General features: G+C 72.9%; 18 protein-coding genes. 10 read left to right on the forward strand and 8 right to left on the reverse strand.

What is annotated here, in order from left to right:
- The first annotated feature begins 46 nt into the window (after nucleotides 1-46).
- The gene (locus ACWEVS_RS00825) at nucleotides 47-1294 is read left to right on the forward strand and encodes an SDR family oxidoreductase (RefSeq protein WP_452549302.1); all 1248 of its coding nucleotides are present in this window, start codon (nucleotides 47-49) and stop codon (nucleotides 1292-1294) included.
- 80 nt (nucleotides 1295-1374) lie between these two features.
- Here ACWEVS_RS00825 and ACWEVS_RS00830 read toward each other — a convergent pair whose 3' ends face one another.
- The gene (locus ACWEVS_RS00830) at nucleotides 1375-2397 is read right to left on the reverse strand and encodes a glycosyltransferase family 2 protein (RefSeq protein WP_449920370.1); all 1023 of its coding nucleotides are present in this window, start codon (nucleotides 2395-2397) and stop codon (nucleotides 1375-1377) included.
- A gap of 80 nt (nucleotides 2398-2477) precedes the next feature.
- Here ACWEVS_RS00830 and ACWEVS_RS00835 point away from each other — a divergent pair, with 80 nt between their 5' ends.
- From ACWEVS_RS00835 to ACWEVS_RS00875, 9 genes are all read left to right on the forward strand, one after another.
- Nucleotides 2478-3917, forward strand: a complete 1440-nt coding sequence (locus ACWEVS_RS00835) for an LCP family protein (RefSeq protein WP_449920367.1) — start codon at nucleotides 2478-2480, stop codon at nucleotides 3915-3917.
- Between the two features lie 50 nt (nucleotides 3918-3967).
- Entirely contained in the window at nucleotides 3968-4321 is a 354-nt protein-coding gene (locus ACWEVS_RS00840) for an STAS domain-containing protein (protein WP_354906047.1), read from the forward strand.
- Nucleotides 4322-4409: 88 nt separating this feature from the next.
- Nucleotides 4410-5246, forward strand: a complete 837-nt coding sequence (locus ACWEVS_RS00845) for an LLM class flavin-dependent oxidoreductase (RefSeq protein ID WP_449920364.1) — start codon at nucleotides 4410-4412, stop codon at nucleotides 5244-5246.
- 72 nt (nucleotides 5247-5318) lie between these two features.
- The gene (locus ACWEVS_RS00850) at nucleotides 5319-6053 is read left to right on the forward strand and encodes a DUF4097 family beta strand repeat-containing protein (RefSeq protein ID WP_449920361.1); all 735 of its coding nucleotides are present in this window, start codon (nucleotides 5319-5321) and stop codon (nucleotides 6051-6053) included.
- A 95-nt stretch (nucleotides 6054-6148) separates the two neighbouring features.
- A complete protein-coding gene (locus ACWEVS_RS00855) occupies nucleotides 6149-6763 on the forward strand; it encodes a GNAT family N-acetyltransferase (RefSeq protein WP_354906052.1) in 615 nt (204 codons plus the stop codon).
- A gap of 16 nt (nucleotides 6764-6779) precedes the next feature.
- Nucleotides 6780-7259 carry an RrF2 family transcriptional regulator gene (locus tag ACWEVS_RS00860; RefSeq protein ID WP_449920356.1) on the forward strand — a complete coding sequence of 160 codons (480 nt, stop codon included), beginning with the start codon at nucleotides 6780-6782 and terminating at the stop codon, nucleotides 7257-7259.
- Between the two features lie 48 nt (nucleotides 7260-7307).
- Nucleotides 7308-8531 carry an FAD-binding oxidoreductase gene (locus ACWEVS_RS00865; protein ID WP_452549305.1) on the forward strand — a complete coding sequence of 408 codons (1224 nt, stop codon included), beginning with the start codon at nucleotides 7308-7310 and terminating at the stop codon, nucleotides 8529-8531.
- Between the two features lie 38 nt (nucleotides 8532-8569).
- A complete protein-coding gene (locus tag ACWEVS_RS00870) occupies nucleotides 8570-9118 on the forward strand; it encodes an exonuclease domain-containing protein (RefSeq protein WP_449920351.1) in 549 nt (182 codons plus the stop codon).
- Nucleotides 9119-9232: 114 nt separating this feature from the next.
- On the forward strand, nucleotides 9233-9529 hold the full coding sequence (locus ACWEVS_RS00875) for a hypothetical protein (protein WP_354906060.1): 297 nt from the start codon (nucleotides 9233-9235) through the stop codon (nucleotides 9527-9529).
- A 169-nt stretch (nucleotides 9530-9698) separates the two neighbouring features.
- On the opposite strand, the gene ACWEVS_RS00880 is transcribed toward ACWEVS_RS00875, so the two are convergent.
- From ACWEVS_RS00880 to ACWEVS_RS00910, 7 genes are all read right to left on the reverse strand, one after another.
- A complete protein-coding gene (locus tag ACWEVS_RS00880; RefSeq protein WP_452549307.1) occupies nucleotides 9699-11246 on the reverse strand; it encodes a PH domain-containing protein in 1548 nt (515 codons plus the stop codon).
- The gene (locus tag ACWEVS_RS00885) at nucleotides 11243-11731 is read right to left on the reverse strand and encodes a PH domain-containing protein (RefSeq protein WP_354906064.1); all 489 of its coding nucleotides are present in this window, start codon (nucleotides 11729-11731) and stop codon (nucleotides 11243-11245) included. Before ACWEVS_RS00885 ends, ACWEVS_RS00880 begins: the two co-directional genes overlap by 4 nt.
- 136 nt (nucleotides 11732-11867) lie before the next feature.
- The gene (locus tag ACWEVS_RS00890; protein WP_449920343.1) at nucleotides 11868-11999 is read right to left on the reverse strand and encodes a hypothetical protein; all 132 of its coding nucleotides are present in this window, start codon (nucleotides 11997-11999) and stop codon (nucleotides 11868-11870) included.
- A gap of 635 nt (nucleotides 12000-12634) precedes the next feature.
- On the reverse strand, nucleotides 12635-13579 hold the full coding sequence (locus ACWEVS_RS00895; protein WP_452549309.1) for a sulfite exporter TauE/SafE family protein: 945 nt from the start codon (nucleotides 13577-13579) through the stop codon (nucleotides 12635-12637).
- A 175-nt stretch (nucleotides 13580-13754) separates the two neighbouring features.
- On the reverse strand, nucleotides 13755-14180 hold the full coding sequence (locus ACWEVS_RS00900) for a MarR family winged helix-turn-helix transcriptional regulator (protein WP_452549311.1): 426 nt from the start codon (nucleotides 14178-14180) through the stop codon (nucleotides 13755-13757).
- A gap of 179 nt (nucleotides 14181-14359) precedes the next feature.
- Nucleotides 14360-14665 carry a hypothetical protein gene (locus tag ACWEVS_RS00905; RefSeq protein WP_452549312.1) on the reverse strand — a complete coding sequence of 102 codons (306 nt, stop codon included), beginning with the start codon at nucleotides 14663-14665 and terminating at the stop codon, nucleotides 14360-14362.
- Nucleotides 14666-14734: 69 nt separating this feature from the next.
- Entirely contained in the window at nucleotides 14735-15316 is a 582-nt protein-coding gene (locus tag ACWEVS_RS00910; RefSeq protein ID WP_452549314.1) for a serine/threonine-protein kinase, read from the reverse strand.
- Nucleotides 15317-15332 lie beyond the last annotated feature (16 nt).

The raw sequence follows: 15332 nt of genomic DNA on the forward strand, positions 1-15332 counted from the left end.
ATTCACGGGCCACGCCCGTGTCGGAAGAGACCGTTACGCTCGCCATATGGAATCTCGACTGCGGGTCGTCGGAGTGCTCCTGGCGGGCGGCGTGGGGCAGCGGGTCGGGCTCGACACCCCCAAGCAGCTCGTCACGGTCGCCGGAAGGTCGATCATCGAGCACACGCTCGCCGTGTTCGACGCCGCGCCCGAGATCGACGAGGTCGTCGTGCTGATGACGCCGGGATTCACCGCCGAGGTCGAGAAGCTGGTGGCCGCCCGCGGCTTCGCCAAGGTGAGCAAGGTGCTCGAGGGCGGCGCCTCCCGCACCGAGACCACGTGGCGGGCGCTCGACGCGCTGGGCCCGGAGGAGTGCGACGTGCTCCTGCACGACGCGGTACGGCCGCTGCTGGAGCCCCGCATCATCACCGCGTGCGTCGAGGCGCTGGAGCATGACAGCGCGGTCGAGGTGGCGATCCCGAGCTCGGACACCGTCGTCGTGGTGGAGCCGGGGCCGCGCGGCGACGTCGTGCGCGAGGTGCCGGAGCGGGCGCGGCTGCGGCGCGTGCAGACACCGCAGGGCTTCCGGCTGTCGGTGATCAGAGCGGCCTACGAGCGCGCCTTCGCCGATCCCGGCTTCGGCGACCGGCCGCCGACGGACGACTGCGGGGTGGTGCTGCGCTACCTGCCCGAGGTGCCGATCGTGGTGGTGGAGGGCAGCGAGCGCAACATCAAGGTGACCCACCCGCTCGACCTCCAGGTCGCGGACACGCTGTTCCGGCTGGCCGCCGCGCCCGTGCCGCGGGCGTCCGCGACGGCGCTGGAGGGCAGGACGGTGGTGGTCACCGGCGGCGACCGGGGGATCGGGGCGGGCGTGGCCGAGCTGGCGCGGGCGCACGGGGCCGCGCGGGTGCTCCATCTGCCGTCCGCGGGCGGCCACGCGGCCGTCTCCGCGGCGCTGGCGGAGGCGGGGAGGGTCGACTGCGTGGTCCACGCCGCCGCCGTACGGCCAGGCGACCGGCTGGCGGCGGCAGGGGACGCCTACCTGGAGGCGGTGGGCGTGGCCAGGGCCGCGCACCCGCACCTGCGCGACTCCGGCGGGCGGCTGCTGCTGCTCACCTCGTCGCGCCTGACGGGCGAGGGGGTCGCCCGGTCGGCGGCCGCCGCGGTGGCCGAGCTGTCGCGGGGCCTGGCCGAGGAGTGGGCGCCGGACGGGATCGCGGTGAACTGCGTCGCGACCGCGGGCACGAACGCCCCGGGGATCGCCGTCGACCTGCTGGCCACCGACCGCACCGGTCAGGTGATCGACGTCTGACCGCGGCCCGGACCGGCGCCGGCGAGCCGGAGCCGCGCGACGTCAGAGGGGGCCCGCGAGCGGGCCCCCAGGGAACGTGCTCAGTGCTGGGGGCGGGACAGCTCGCGGGGGCTCGTCAGGAACCCCCAGCCCCACGACAGGTGCATCGCCGCGTACACCAGCGGCAGCACCGCCCTGGCCCGTCCGGGCAGCCCGCTGCCCGTCAGCACCGACCCCGCGACGATCGCCAGCGCGTAGCCGCCGGGGATGACCAGGCCCAGCGGGAAGAACGGCGAGACCAGCAGCCCCAGCGCCATCGCCACCACCGCCGCCGGCGGGGCCAGGTAGCGCAGGTTGATCGTGCCCTCGTGGGTGCGGGCCACCACGCGCCGCCAGCGCCCGTAGTGGAAGTACTGCTGGGCCAGCGCCCTGAGGTTGGGCCGCGGCCGGTAGGTGACGCGCATGCGCGGCTGGAACCACACCAGGCCGCCCGTCGCGCGGATGCGGTGGTTCATCTCCCAGTCCTGGGCGCGCTGGAAGTGCTCGTCGTAGCCGCCGACGCGGTCGAGGGCGCTGCGCCGGAACACGCCGAGGTAGACGGTGTCGGCCGGCCCGGCCGTACCGCCCACGTGGAAGGCGGCGGCGCCGACGCCGATCTTGGAGGTCATCGCGCGGGCGACGGCCTGCTCGAAGGGCGTGATGCCCTCGGCCGCCATGACCCCGCCGACGTTGTCGGCGCCGGTCTCCTCCAGCGTCTCGACCGCCACCCTGAGGTAGTCGTCGGGCAGCATGGCGTGCCCGTCGACCCTGGCGATGATCGCGTGTCTGGAGGCGGCGATGGCCGCGTTGAGCGCGTTGGGGGTGCGGCCGGTCGGGTTGGCCACCACGGTCACCCTGGGGTCGGCCGCCGCGATGGCGTCGGCGACCTCCTGGGTGCGGTCGTGGGAGGGGCCGACGGCGAGCACCACTTCGATGGGGCCTGGGTAGGCCTGGGCGAGGATCTGGGCGACGGCCTCGCGCAGGTGACGCTCCTCGTTGAGGATCGGCATCACGACGGAGATCGGCGGCCAGGCGCGCGTCTGCGGGAACGCGGGCTGCGCGGGCGAGTCGGGGAACTGCTTCATGGCGGGCCTCACGCTACTGTACGACCAGGGGAGGAGGGCAATCCAAAGCCCGATTCCGGCGGCGCTTGGAGGGGGCGGGCATGCGCGACCCGGAGGAGGATGACGCGGGTGTGCACGTGGGCGGTGACGCCCCCGGGGGTGTCAGGCTGGCGCCCCGTCGCACGCCGCGCAGGCCGGGTCGCGGGGCGCGGGCGCGGCGGCGCAATCTGATCATCGCGGGCGGCCTGTCGAGCGTCATCCTGGCCGGCACCGGCTGGGTGTGGGCCACGCCCCGGCAGATCGGCTCGGTCGACGCGGGTCTCGGCGCGGTCGAGCAGGCCCCTCGCGGCGCGATGAACATCCTGCTGGTCGGCGTCGACAAGCGCGACGACCTGACCCGCAAGGAGCAGAACCGGCTCAAGCTGGGCCGCGAGTCGGGCGAGCGCACCGACACGATGATGGTGATCCACCTGTCGGAGGACCACCGCAGGGTGACGGTGGTGAGCCTGCCGCGCGACACCTGGACCACGATCCCCGGCAAGGGCCAGCACAAGATCAACTCAGCCTACCAGTTCGGCGGCGCCAAGCTGGCCGTCAAGGCGGTGCAGCAGGTGACGGGGCTGCCGATCACCCGGTACATCGAGGTGAACGTCCTGGGCTTCGTCGACGTCGTCGACCGGCTCGGCGGCGTGACCGTCTGCACGCCGGTGCCGATCGACGACCCCAAGACCGGGCTCGACCTGGCGGCGGGCACCCACCGGCTCGACGGCGCGAAGGCGCTCGGCTACGCCCGCACCAGGGCGACCGCCCGTTCCGACCTCGACCGCATCGACCGCCAGCAGCAGGTCATCTCGGCGATGCTCAGCGAGGCGCTGGCCAACCCGGCCAACCTGATCTCCTTCGTCAACGCCTCGCTCGCCACGATCAAGGTCGATCCCGACGACGGGCTCGTGCCGCTGGTCGAACAGCTCAAGGGCGTCTCCCTCAACGACGTGAAGTTCGCCCACGTGCCGCTGGCCGACGTCGACTTCAAGACGCCGACCGGCGAGTCGGCCGTGCTGTGGGACAAGGAGCGGGCCACCGAGCTGTTCCGCCGCATCGCCGCCGACCAGGACCTGGCCAAGCCCGCGCCGAAGCCGCCGCCCACGCCAAGCACGCGGGCCGTACCGGCCAAGGACATCACGGTCAGGGTGCTGAACGGCACGCTCATCACCGGGCTCGGCGCGCGCACCAAGGCGGGGCTGGTGGCCTACGGGTTCAAGGTGCCGGACGAGCCGGGCAACACCCCGCGCAAGGACTTCGCGACCACGGTCGTACGGTACGCGCCCGACCAGGCGGAGGCGGCGAAGACGGTGGCCGCGGCGATTCCGGGCGCCGAGCTCAAGGAGAGCGACATCAAGGGCATCGAGGTCGTGGCCGGGCGGGACCAGCCGAAGATCCGCAAGCCCGCGTCGGCCACCACGCCGTCCGTGTCGCCGTCGCCGGAGAGTACCCCGGACACCCGCACGGCAAGGGAGAACATCTGCAAAAAGGGGGCATAGCTCCCGTCCATTGTGGGCAGGGGAAGACCGCATGAGCGGAGGTGTCTGAAATGGTGGTCAGGTCCTGGACGGACGGTCGGTTCGCACTCCTCCAGGCGGTCGGGGATCTGGATCTGACGACGGTCCCCCGGATGAGAGCCGAGATCGACACCGTGCTCGCTGCCATGCTCGCCACCATGGAACAGCCGCACCTGGCCATCGACCTGAGCCAGGTGCCGTTCTGCGACTCGGTCGGTCTCGGGCTGCTGGTCTCGACGCTGACCAGGGTCCGGCAGCAGCGCGGCAGGCTGATGCTGATCGTGGGCGACGGGATGATCCCCCACCTGCTGACGATCACCAACCTGGACCGGCATTTCGAGGTGACCGACTCGATCGACGAGGCGCGGCAGGCGCTGGCGGCGTGACCTTGCCGCCGGCTGAGAGCGTTCACTAGCATCGGCGACGCTCGCGCGCCAGGCTGAGGCGCGGCCCCGACCGTCGGAGGATGGCCTGATGAGGCTTGGCGTGATGTTCGACCGCGACCTGCCGCCCGAGCGGCTCGTCCCGTTCGCGCAGGCGCTCGACTCCAGGGTGGACGACCTCTGGGTGGTGGAGGACCTCGGCTGGACGGGCGGCCTCACCTCGGCCGCCGCCGCGCTCGCCAGTACCTCGCGGCTGCGCGTCGGCCTCGGCATCGCGCCGGCCCCGCTGCGCAACCCGATGCTGCTGGCGATGGAGTTCGCCAACCTGGCCAGGATGTTCCCCGGGCGCTTCGTCGGCGGCGTCGGGCACGGCGTGCAGGAGTGGATGCGCCAGGTCGGCGCCGCCGCCCCCTCGCCGCTGGCGCTGCTGGAGGAGACGATCACCGCGGTGCGCGGGCTGCTGCGCGGCGAGAGCGTGACCATGGACGGCAGGTCCGTCCGTCTCGACGAGGTACGGCTGGTGCACCCGCCCGCCGTCGTCCCGCCGGTCGTGGCAGGCGTGAAGAGCCCGCGCTCGCTGGCCCTGTCGGGCCGGGTGGCGCAGGGCACGATCCTGCCCGAGGGTTTCGGCCCCGAGGCGATCGGCCCGGCACTGGAGCGCATCTGCGCGGCGGGCGAGCACGAGCTGATCGTCTTCACCCACCTGTGCGTCGACGACCCGGCCGGGCTGGACGGGATCCGCGAGGAGGTGGCGAGCTTCCTGGAGGTCGACAGGGCCGAGGTCTTCGCCGCCGACGGCTCCCCCGCCCAGGCCGCCGCGGCGGTCAGGGCGCTGTGGGCGGCCGGCGCGAGCACCGTCGTGCTCCGCCCCGTCGGCGACGATCCCCTCTCCCCCGTCGAGAAGCTGCTGTCCGCGCTCCACAGGTAGGGACGATCGGCCGATGGCGGATCGTCCACATGGCCGATAGCAGCGCCGCCGATCGGCGCCACGATCGGCTTCATGAAGCGGATGATCGCACTGGCCGCGGTGGGCCTCGTCACTCTGACCGCCTGCGGACTCCAGCTCGACACGACAGAACGGCACCAGGCCACGACCTTCCCTCACCCGGGAGGCACGCTCACCGTCAAGGCGAGGGTGGGCGATCTGCGCGTGGTCCCCGGCGACGCCTCGGGGGTGAAGGTCGACAGGTGGCTGCAGGGCTCCGCCGGTGAGCCGGGCAAGTCCACGTGGGCGCTGGAGAACGGCCAGCTGTCGCTGCGCACCGACTGCACGGTCTTCTTCGCCACCTGCGGCGCCCGCTACACCGTGCACCTGCCGCCGGGGGTGAAGCTCCTGGTCGAGGGAGGGGACGAGCGGGTGACGCTGTCCGGCCTGGACCAGGACGTCACGGTCGCCACCACCGGCGGCGACATCCTCGCCGACGGCCTGTCGGGTGTGCTGCGGCTGCGCACGAGCGAGGGGCTGATCAGGTCGAGGGCCACCCGGTCGGCCGACGTGCGGGCCCACTCGCGTGACGGCGCCGTCCGGGTGCAGTTCGCCGCTCCGCCGGGCAGGGTCGACGCCCTGTCACGCGAGGGCGGGGTGGTGGTGACCGTGCCGGAGGGCGAGTACGGGATCACCGCGGAGAGCCGCAACGGCCGTACCGATGCGGAGTTCAAGGACGCGGGCAAGGGAAGTGAGAGGACCATCGTGGCCAGGAGCGTCGACGGCGACGTCAGGGTCTCCCGAACGTAACCGGCGGGCCTGCGCCGGGGGTGCGCTCGGCGGTACGGCGGGCGGTGCCTGGTACGTTCGCGCAATCGCTACTGTGCGCGAGGGGGATGAGCCAGATGGCGGAGATTCGACCGTTCCAGCCGTACGATCTGCCGGGCATGTACCGCGTGTGTCTCCAGACGGGCGATTCGGGCAAGGACGCCACCGCGCTCTACCACGACCCCGACCTGCTCGCCCACATCTACGCGGGCCCCTATCCTGCCGCCGATCCCGGCCTGAGCTTCGTCGCCGTGGACCGGCGGGGCGTGCTGGGCTACATCATCGCCACCGCCGACACCCCGGCCTTCCAGCACTGGCTGGAGGAGCACTGGTGGCCCGGCCTGCGGGCCCGCTATCCGCGCACGATGGCCGCCGACCCCGGCGACGGCACGCTCGACTGGTGGTGCGTGAAGCGTATCCACGACGCCAGGCCGACACCCGACGAGCTCTACGACCGCTACCCCGCCCATCTGCACATCGACGTCCTGCCGAGGGGGCAGGGGGCGGGTCTCGGCCGGCGGCTGATGCGGACGCTGCTCGACGAACTGCGGGCCCGGGAGGTGCCGGGCCTGCACCTCGGGGTGGGCGCGGGCAACGCCGGAGCGTTCGCCTTCTACCAGGCCATGGGGTTCAGCGTGGTCCGGCCGGATTCGTGGGGCGCGACCATGGCGATCCCTATTCTAGACGTGTAATATCCAGGATATGCGCATGAGCGAGGGCGTCGAGTGGGCGCTCCACAGCTGCCTCAACCTCTCGTGGATCGAGACGGGCGAGGCGATGACGGCGGCCAAGCTGGCCGCCTTCTACGGCCTCCCCACGGCGTACCTCAACAAGCAGTTGCAGGCGCTGGCGCGGGCGGGCATCCTCAGCTCGACGTCGGGCCCCAAGGGCGGGTTCCGGCTGGCCCGTCCCCTCGACCGGATCACGCTGATGGACGTGGTGACCGCGATCGAAGGTGCGGACGAGGCGTTCAGGTGTGAGCAGATCCTGCGCCAGGGCCCGGGCGGCAGCCCGCACGTCGACTACCGGGAGTCCTGCGTGATCGCGCAGGCGATGCGCAGGGCGGAGCTGGCCTGGCGGCACGAGCTGGCGAGCCAGACGCTGGCCGACATCAGGCAGACCGTCGAGGCGCGTTACCCCGCGACACCCGCAGGCACCCGATCGTGGTTCGCGAACCTGCGGACCTGATCGTCCCATGACACGATCCTGGATATCTGACATCGAGAACGGTGGCTGATGGTGAACCTTCTCCTCCCCGGGGACGCAGGCTTCGAGCAGGCGACCCGCCCCTGGAACCTGGCCGTCGACCAGCCCGTCAGGGCGGTCGCCGAGGCGCACGACGCCGACGACGTGGCCGACGCCGTCAAGCTGGCCCGCAAGCAGGGGCTGGCGGTGGCGGCCCAGCCGAGCGGGCACGGCGCGAGCGGCGACGTCGACGGCGTCCTGCTGCTGCGTACCCGCGGGCTGTCCACCCTGGAGATCGACGCGCCGGCCAGGACCGCGCGTGCCGGCGCCGGCGTCGCGTGGGGCCAGGTGCAGGCGGCGGCCGGCCCGCACGGCCTGACCGGCCTGCCGGGCAGCTCCCCCGTGGTGACCGTCACCGGGTACACCCTGGGTGGCGGCCTGTCCTGGTTCTCCCGCGCGCACGGCTGGGCCTCCTCCAGCGTCCGCTCCTTCGACGTCGTCGACGCCGAGGGACGGCGCGCCACCGTCACCCGCGACGACGAGCTGTTCTGGGCGCTGCGCGGCGGAGGCGGCGACTTCGCTCTGGTCACCGCCATCGAGTTCGACCTCCACCCCGCTCCCGACCTGTACGGCGGGCGCGTCCTGTGGCCGGCCTCCCGCGCCCCCGAGGTCCTGGCGGCCTTCAGGGAGATCACCGCGACCGCGCCGGACGAGCTGACCCTCTGGTTCGAGCTGCTGCGGTTCCCCGGCGCCCCGCCGCTCGTCGCGGTGGACTCCACCTACCTCGGGCAGGACGCGAGCCGGCTGCTCGCGCCGCTCGACCGGATCGGCGGCGCGCTGTCCGACACCCGCGGCCGGATGCCGGTCGCCGCGCTCGGCGACATCACCGGCGAACCGACCGACCCCTCCCCCGGCGCGTCCAGGGCCCAGCTGATCAGCGAGCTCGACGGGATCCTGGACCGGCTCATGCCCATCGACCCGCTGATCGGCGTGCAGATCAGGCACCTGGGCGGGGCCCTCGCGCGGCCGTCCGACAGCGCCGCGGGACAGCTCGACGACCCCTACCTGCTGTACCTGTTCGGCATGCCCGGCGTCGAGGACCGGCAGCGGGAGATCATCGAGGGCGGGCGCAAGCCGTTCACGTTCCTGTCGCCCGGAGAGAGCGCCGAGGCCGCCTTCCCCGCCGAGACCCTCGCCCGGCTGCGCGACATCAAGCGCCGCCACGACCCCGACGGCGTCTTCCGCAGCAACTACCCGGTGCTCGGCCGAAACTGAGATGACCCCGGCCCTGTGGCCTCTCTACGCTCGCCGACATGGAACTGAACGTCGTCGACGTCGAGGCCACCTGCTGGGACGGCCGGCCGCCGCCGGGATCGGTCAGCGAGATCATCGAGATCGGGCTGACCGTCGTCGACCTCCGCACGCGTGAGCGCCGCTCCCGCCACCGCATCCTCGTACGGCCGGCACGGTCCACGGTCAGCGCCTTCTGCACCGACCTGACCGGGCTCACCCAGGCCGAGGTCGAGACGGGAGCGGGTTTCGCCGAGGCGTGCAGGATGCTGGCGGCCGAGCACGCGGCGGGGTCGCGGCCGTGGGCGAGCTGGGGCGACTACGACCGCCACCAGTTCACCCGGCAGTGCGCGGCCACCGGCGCGGCCTACCCCTTCAGTCGCCGTCACACCAACGCCAAGGCGGTCTTCACCGAGGCGCACGGGCTGCGCAAGCGGCCGGGGATGGCCGAGGCCCTGCGGATCGCGGGACTTCCCCTGGAGGGACGCCACCATCGCGGCGAGGACGACGCGTGGAACATCGCCGCGCTGGTGCTCAGCCTGGCCGATCAGGACGCCTGGCCGATGACCTGAGCACTCCCCCTCGTGGCGACTACGCTGCGTGATCGAGCGAATACTACATTGCCGACATGGGGTCGTTGACCATGACTCCACCCGCTTGATCACTCTCTCAGGAAGGAATCTTCCGTGAAGATCATTGTCGCCCTGCTCGGCTTCGCCCTCCTCGCTCTCTTCGGCCCCGTCTCGCCCGCCCACGCCGCCGCGACCCCCACCTACACCTGTGTCATCGTGAACCTCGGCGAGGACGGCACGCTGACCGGCGCCTACTGCCAGGGCACCGACGGCGCGCCCGCCCAGGGGCCGATCCTCGAACCGTTCGCCGTCTGGTCGCCGTTCCAGCTGACCCGCATCATCCTGTGCACCTCAGGGGAGGCCGACACGCCCACGGGGATCACCGGTTACGGCTGCCAGCGCCTCTTCTGAGCCGTCCGGGCCGGCACGCCGCGCGCCGGGGGACGGCGCCGCGCTGCCCGCCGCCACGCACGCCGAACGGTGGCATGCCCGCCGCCGGGCCCGACGGACGGTCGCATGCGGGGCGTTGCACCCGCCGGACGGTGGCGCGCTGGTCCTCGTCGCCGCGCCTCCGTCTCATTCATGAACGCGGCGGCGCCGGCGGGGAGGCGCTGGAGACGAGGAAGGGAGCCAGGAGCCCGGGAACCGCCTCCTCGGCGAACACCACGCCCTCCCCCACGCCGACGTCCTTCACCCGGTACGCCCCCGCCGCCGTCGCCGCCGTCAGCGTCATCAACCCCCTGCGCCGCTGCGCCGGCGACGTGCCGAACGTCCAGCCGATCACCCCGTCCCTGCGCAGCGCCACCGTCCTGCGCAGCGCCGCGCCGTACCGGGTCACCAGGTACGGCCCGGCCAGCCCGTGCCCGAGGCTGCGATAGGCGCCGACGGCCAGCGGCACGGTCACCAGCGCGCACGCGGGAGCGAACAGCCACAGCGCGCCGGGAACCCAGCTCAGCCACGCCCCGAGCCCGGCCAGCGCGAGCGCCGCCGGCACGAGCGGCCAGACGGCCCGCAGCAGCCGCCGCCGCAGCGCCGCCCGCGGATGGGGGCGCAGCGGCACCTCCAGCGCGGGCCCGCCGAGAACCTGCGCGGCAACCCGCAGCGCGGTCACCCGGGGCGCGGGCGGCAGCAGCGCGGCCGACGTCCGTTCCTCGCTGTCGTCGGGCTTCATGCCGGCGACCAGCGCGCGCAGCCTGGCGCCGCCGCCCCAACGCAGCGGCACCGGCTCGGCCAGCTCGACCCCGCGCAACCGGCTCTCCTCCAGCGACAGCGACCGCGTGGTGAGCAGGCCGCGCCGTACCCGGTAGGCGCCGTCGGACTCGCGCGACAAGCGGAAGCGCCACCACACCTCCACGTACAGGGCCAGCGCGCCCACCAGCCCGATCACCGTCACGGTCACGACCGCCGCCACGACCAGCAGCGCCGGCGAAGTCGCGCTCGCCGCGGCCCAGGCGTCACGCAGGAACCCGACCTCGGCGGGCTCGACTCCGAAGATGTCCAGCACGCGGAAGAAGGCGCCGAACGGGGCCAGCCCGATGAGCGGCGTCCAACTGCTCAGCAGCGCGAACCCGATCCAGCGCGGGCGCAGGGCCGCGAGCGTGTTGTCCCGCTGCGCCGCCGTCCCCCCGCCGAGCAGCAGCCGGCGCAGGTGCTCGGCCCTGGGTCCGGCGATCGCGTCGAGACGGAGCCCCGCCTGCTGCTCGCCCGCGTCGACGCGCACCACCGCCAGGCCGAACAGCCGGTGCGCGGGCCCGGCCGTGAGGTCGACGGCCCTGACGCGGTCGCGCGGGATCGAGCGGTGCCGCCTGAACAGCAGCCCGGCGCGCAGCTCGACCCGCTCGTCGGTGACGCGGAACCGGGTGGTGGCGTAGCGGAGCGTGACGAGCACCGCGATGCCGGCGAAGACCGCCAGCAGGGCGAGGAGCGGGATGACCGTCCGCGGGCTCGGCCCCGCGAGGGCGACGACGGCCGTCGCGGGGATCGCCGGGCCGATCACCCAGCCGAGCCCGGTCCCCACCGTCCGCCGGTCGAGCCGCTCCCACCCGCCGGACACGTCACGCCCCTCCGCGCCACGCCCGGTCACGTCCCGCCCTGTGATGTCCCGCCCTACCATGTCGTGCCCGGTCATGTCGCGTCCCCCGGGACGGCCTGCGTCCTGGCCGTGAGCCGCTCGACGAGGTCGGCGGCGAGCACGTGGTCGAGCCCCTGGATGGTGATCGAGCCCGCCGCCGAGGCCGTGGTGACCTTCACCCCGGACAGCTTGAAGATCTGCTGCAGCGGCCCCCGCACGGTGTCGACGGTCTGGATGCGCGACATCGGCGCCACCCGCGCCTTGTACCACACCCAGCCGGAGGCCGCGTAGACCGCGTCCTCGGTCGTCTCCCACCGGTGCACGCGGTAACGCCGGCGCGGCATGATCGCCGCGTACGCCACGCCGGGCACCGCCACCACGGCCAGCGACAGCAGGAGCCACGCCCGGGCGGGCGGGATCAGTAACGCCAGCAGGCCCAGCACGAGAACCGGTGGCACGACGGGGACCAGCGCCTGGGTCGTCCACCACCGGACCGCTCGCGGGTCGACCTGGTGCCGGGGTGGCCGAAGTTCGAGTCTCATTCCGTCTCCTTGCGGGGGCCCACTCTGGCCGGTCAGCTCAATTTCTGACCACTTGGCCAAAATTTAGCACGAGCGAACCACACGGCGGAGCCACCCGTTGGGGTACCGGCCCTGTCACCCGCCGCACTTGGGAAGGTCAGGGCCGGTAGGGGCCGGAGACGACCTCGTCGATGTACGTGACCATGTTCGAGTAGCCGGGTGTGCCGATGAGCAGGCCGAACCAGGTCCGCGGTCGCGTCGGGACGTAGGGGTTCGGGGCCACGCTCACCCGGCCCGTGGCACAGCACTCGCCCCGGGCTCCGGCTTGACGAACGGGACGGCTCCCCCAGGTCCTGCCGCCGACCGCGTGAAACCGCCGTCGATCTCACGGCCCTCCGTGTCGTCGAACGGGTCGCCCACGCCGTCGGCGCCGACGATCCGCCCCGAGGTGCGCGCGCCCAGCTCCCCGTGGCAGGGAGCGGCGAGGCTGCCGTTTCCGCCCCGGCCGCCGGCGAGGTGCCGAGGACGCCGAGCCGGGCGGCGGCGGTCGCGCTCGCGAGGAGTGTGCGATACATCGTGCCGCCCCTGCCGTCGGGCCGGGGACGCCTGATCACCAGGCGGGAACCGGAATCCGTTCCGCTGTCTCACCTCGTCCAGGACCGGGCAATCGCCGAGCCCGGTGCCCGCGCGGCCCGGCGGCGGTCAGGCCGGCCCGTCGGACGATCAGGCCGGGTCGGGCGGCCAGGCCGGGTCGGGCGGCCAGGCCGGGTCGGGCGGCCAGGCCGACCCCTCAGACGATCACACCGGCCCCTCAGACGATCAGGCCGACCCGTCGGACGGTCAGGCGGGCCCCTCGGACGATCAGGCCGACCCGTCGGACGGTCAGGCGGGCCCGTCGGACGATCAGGCCGACCCGTCGGACGGTCAGGCGGGCGTGCGCGCGGTCTCCGGCTCGCTCTCGCGCGGCCGCAGCTCGACCTCGAGCGACTCGACCAGCGTGGCGGCCTTGTCCCTGCGGTAGGCGCGAACCGAGTGCGTGATCGCCCCGGCCCAGATCAGCGCGATGGCCAGGTAGGCGACGGTCTGCACACCCCCGGGAGCGGCGATCCAGTCGCTGCGCAGCAGCGTGCGCAGGTTGGTGAGGATGATGACGCCGCCCACGGCCGAGCCGAGGATGCGCGGCGGGATGTGCCGTACCAGCCAGGCGGCGATGGGCGCGGCGAGGATGCCGCCGAGCAGCAGGACGCCGACCCAGGTGAAGTCGATGTTCTGCGAGCCGATCCCGACGAGGAAACCGGTGCTGGCCGCGAGGGCGACGAGGAACTCGCTGGTGTCGACCGAGCCGATCACCTTGCGCGGCTCCAGCCGGCCGCTCGCGAGGATGGCGGGCGTGCCGACCGGGCCCCACCCGCCGCCGCCCGTGGCGTCGACGAACCCGGCCAGCAGGCCGAGCGGCGCCAGGAACCGCTTGCGCAGCGGCTTGCCGAAGTCGGCGCGGGGCAGCCCGAAGACGGTGAACCGGACCAGGATGTAGGCGCCGAGCGACAGCAGGATGATCGACATGATCGGCGCCGCGGCCGCCGTCGAGAGGCTCGACAGGAACGTCGCCCCCGCGAAGGCGCCGACCGCTCCCGGGATACCGATCTTGGCGACGACCTTCCAGTCGACGTTGTTGAACCGCCAGTGCGCGATGCCGGAGGCCAGCGTGGTGCCGATCTCGGCCAGGTGCACGGTCGCCGACGCCGCGGCCGCGTTGGCGCCGACGGCCAGCAGGAGCGTGGTGGAGGTGACGCCGTAGGCCATACCCAGGCTGCCGTCCACGAGCTGGGCGGCGAAGCCGACCAGGCCGAGCAGGATGAGCGCGCGCACGGCATCCCCATTTCCGGGTTTCTCTACTATTACGGTCGGAATTATCATTATTCGAGATCGCGCCTCAGGTCAAGCCCCACGCTTCCATCCACTGGTGATGATCCGACCGCATCGACGACGCCGGCAGGCTTTCCGGGCACACCGAAGCCCGGATGAGAACAGGCAGGCCGCAGCCCTACTGGACGAGCGCCCGCAGGAGGTCGCGCAGGGCCTCCTGCTGGTCGGCGGCCAGCGCCGTGAGCGGCGACTGGGTGCCCAGGCGGGCGACGACGTCGGCCCGGCACCGCTCGCCGTCCGGCGTGAGCACGATCCGCTTGGCCCGCCGGTCCGTCGGGTGCGGCAGGCGCTGGACCAGGCCCTGCAGCTCCAGCCGATCCAGGACGAAGGTCGCGTTGGACGGCTCGCAGAACATCCTGCCGGCCAGCTCGCGCGCGGTGATCGGCTCGGACAGCTCGCGCAGCGCGACCACCTGCGTGGGGGTCAGGCCGACCTCGTCGGCGACGCGGCGCACATGGATGTCGAGTCGCTGCACCTGGTGGACCAGCTTGCACAGGTCACGGTCGATCTGGGCATCCACCGACAGGTCCGGCCGACTCGTCATATCCCCAAGCCTAGCGTCGTTGTCGCCCGTCCACCCGTCCGAGGTCAGCGCACGTGGAGGCAGCGAACTCGGCCTCCAACAGGGCGTCCATGGCGGTGTCGGTGCTGCGCAACGCAAGGGCGGGACCACCCGGCTCGGCTCCCCCGCGACCCTGCCGTGTCTGGATCGGTGGCCCGCCTTCAGTCCCCAGGGATGCGCACCAAGCAGAGGTTGTAACTCGGGGTCTCTACCACACGGTCCCAATCCTTCACGCTGTTGCTGTCCTCGCAGCTCTCGCTCGGATCGCTGGGGCCTGTCGAGCCCGGCCCCCAGTAACTTTGGAGGATGACGCTGTATTCGGCGTCAGCGGAGTCGCAGGGGACCTCGACCAACGAGCCGTCGACGTCGGCGGCACAGTCCCGCACCTCGAGGTCGCGCACGCCAGGGTCGCTAAGCGCACGATTCACCCAGGCGGAGAAGCGATCTGTGCCGCCGTCGTGCAGCACGACGGCAGCGGGGGCGAGAGCCAGAAGGGCGAGCCCGGCCGCCGCACCCTTCCACCCGACTATCCACCCTCATGCCTTCTTCGCAGGTGTGTTCCCGGTGGATTTCGCATAAGGGGTAGGCGGTAGGGTGCCCGGTTTCTGGACGCGCGTCGCGTGCAGGGTGACGACCTCGGTGACGGCGTCCGGCAGCCAGGCCTCATCAGCACGTTGTGGGTCGTGCGGGGCGAGGGCGGCCAGCTCGTCCAGCAGCGCCCGCGGTGTGGGTCGTGCGGCGGGGTCCTTGGCCAGGCAGGCGGCCACAAGGGCGGTCAGGGGGGCGGGCAGGTCCGACAGGTTCGGCTCCTCGTGCACGACCCGGTAGACGACCGCGTGCACGGGGCCCTCACCGAACGGGCTGTGGCCGGTCGCGGCGAACGCGAGCACACAGCCGAGGGAGAACACGTCCGAGGCCGAGCCGACGGTCTGGACCGTGGCCTGCTCAGGGGACATGAACGCGGCGGTGCCCAGCACGGTGGAGGTGCGGGTGTGGGAGGTGGCGTCGAGGGCGCGGGCGATGCCGAAGTCGATAAGGCGGGGGCCGTCCGCGGTGAGGATGACGTTGGCGGGTTTGAGGTCGCGGTGCACCACGTTCTTGGCGTGTATGGCGTCCAACCCCTCGGCCAGGCCG

It is taken from the genome of Nonomuraea sp. NPDC003754 (assembly GCF_053605785.1).

Bases quoted from the DNA above. Each gene is read 5' to 3' on its own strand.
- ACWEVS_RS00825 (WP_452549302.1), top strand. From the start codon at position 47: ATGGAATCTCGACTGCGGGTCGTCGGAGTGCTCCTGGCGGGCGGCGTG.
- ACWEVS_RS00830 (WP_449920370.1), bottom strand. From the start codon at position 2,397: ATGAAGCAGTTCCCCGACTCGCCCGCGCAGCCCGCGTTCCCGCAGACG.
- ACWEVS_RS00835 (WP_449920367.1), top strand. From the start codon at position 2,478: ATGCGCGACCCGGAGGAGGATGACGCGGGTGTGCACGTGGGCGGTGAC.
- ACWEVS_RS00840 (WP_354906047.1), top strand. From the start codon at position 3,968: ATGGTGGTCAGGTCCTGGACGGACGGTCGGTTCGCACTCCTCCAGGCG.
- ACWEVS_RS00845 (WP_449920364.1), top strand. From the start codon at position 4,410: ATGAGGCTTGGCGTGATGTTCGACCGCGACCTGCCGCCCGAGCGGCTC.
- ACWEVS_RS00850 (WP_449920361.1), top strand. From the start codon at position 5,319: ATGAAGCGGATGATCGCACTGGCCGCGGTGGGCCTCGTCACTCTGACC.
- ACWEVS_RS00855 (WP_354906052.1), top strand. From the start codon at position 6,149: ATGGCGGAGATTCGACCGTTCCAGCCGTACGATCTGCCGGGCATGTAC.
- ACWEVS_RS00860 (WP_449920356.1), top strand. From the start codon at position 6,780: ATGAGCGAGGGCGTCGAGTGGGCGCTCCACAGCTGCCTCAACCTCTCG.
- ACWEVS_RS00865 (WP_452549305.1), top strand. From the start codon at position 7,308: ATGGTGAACCTTCTCCTCCCCGGGGACGCAGGCTTCGAGCAGGCGACC.
- ACWEVS_RS00870 (WP_449920351.1), top strand. From the start codon at position 8,570: ATGGAACTGAACGTCGTCGACGTCGAGGCCACCTGCTGGGACGGCCGG.
- ACWEVS_RS00880 (WP_452549307.1), bottom strand. From the start codon at position 11,246: ATGACCGGGCACGACATGGTAGGGCGGGACATCACAGGGCGGGACGTG.
- ACWEVS_RS00885 (WP_354906064.1), bottom strand. From the start codon at position 11,731: ATGAGACTCGAACTTCGGCCACCCCGGCACCAGGTCGACCCGCGAGCG.
- ACWEVS_RS00900 (WP_452549311.1), bottom strand. From the start codon at position 14,180: ATGACGAGTCGGCCGGACCTGTCGGTGGATGCCCAGATCGACCGTGAC.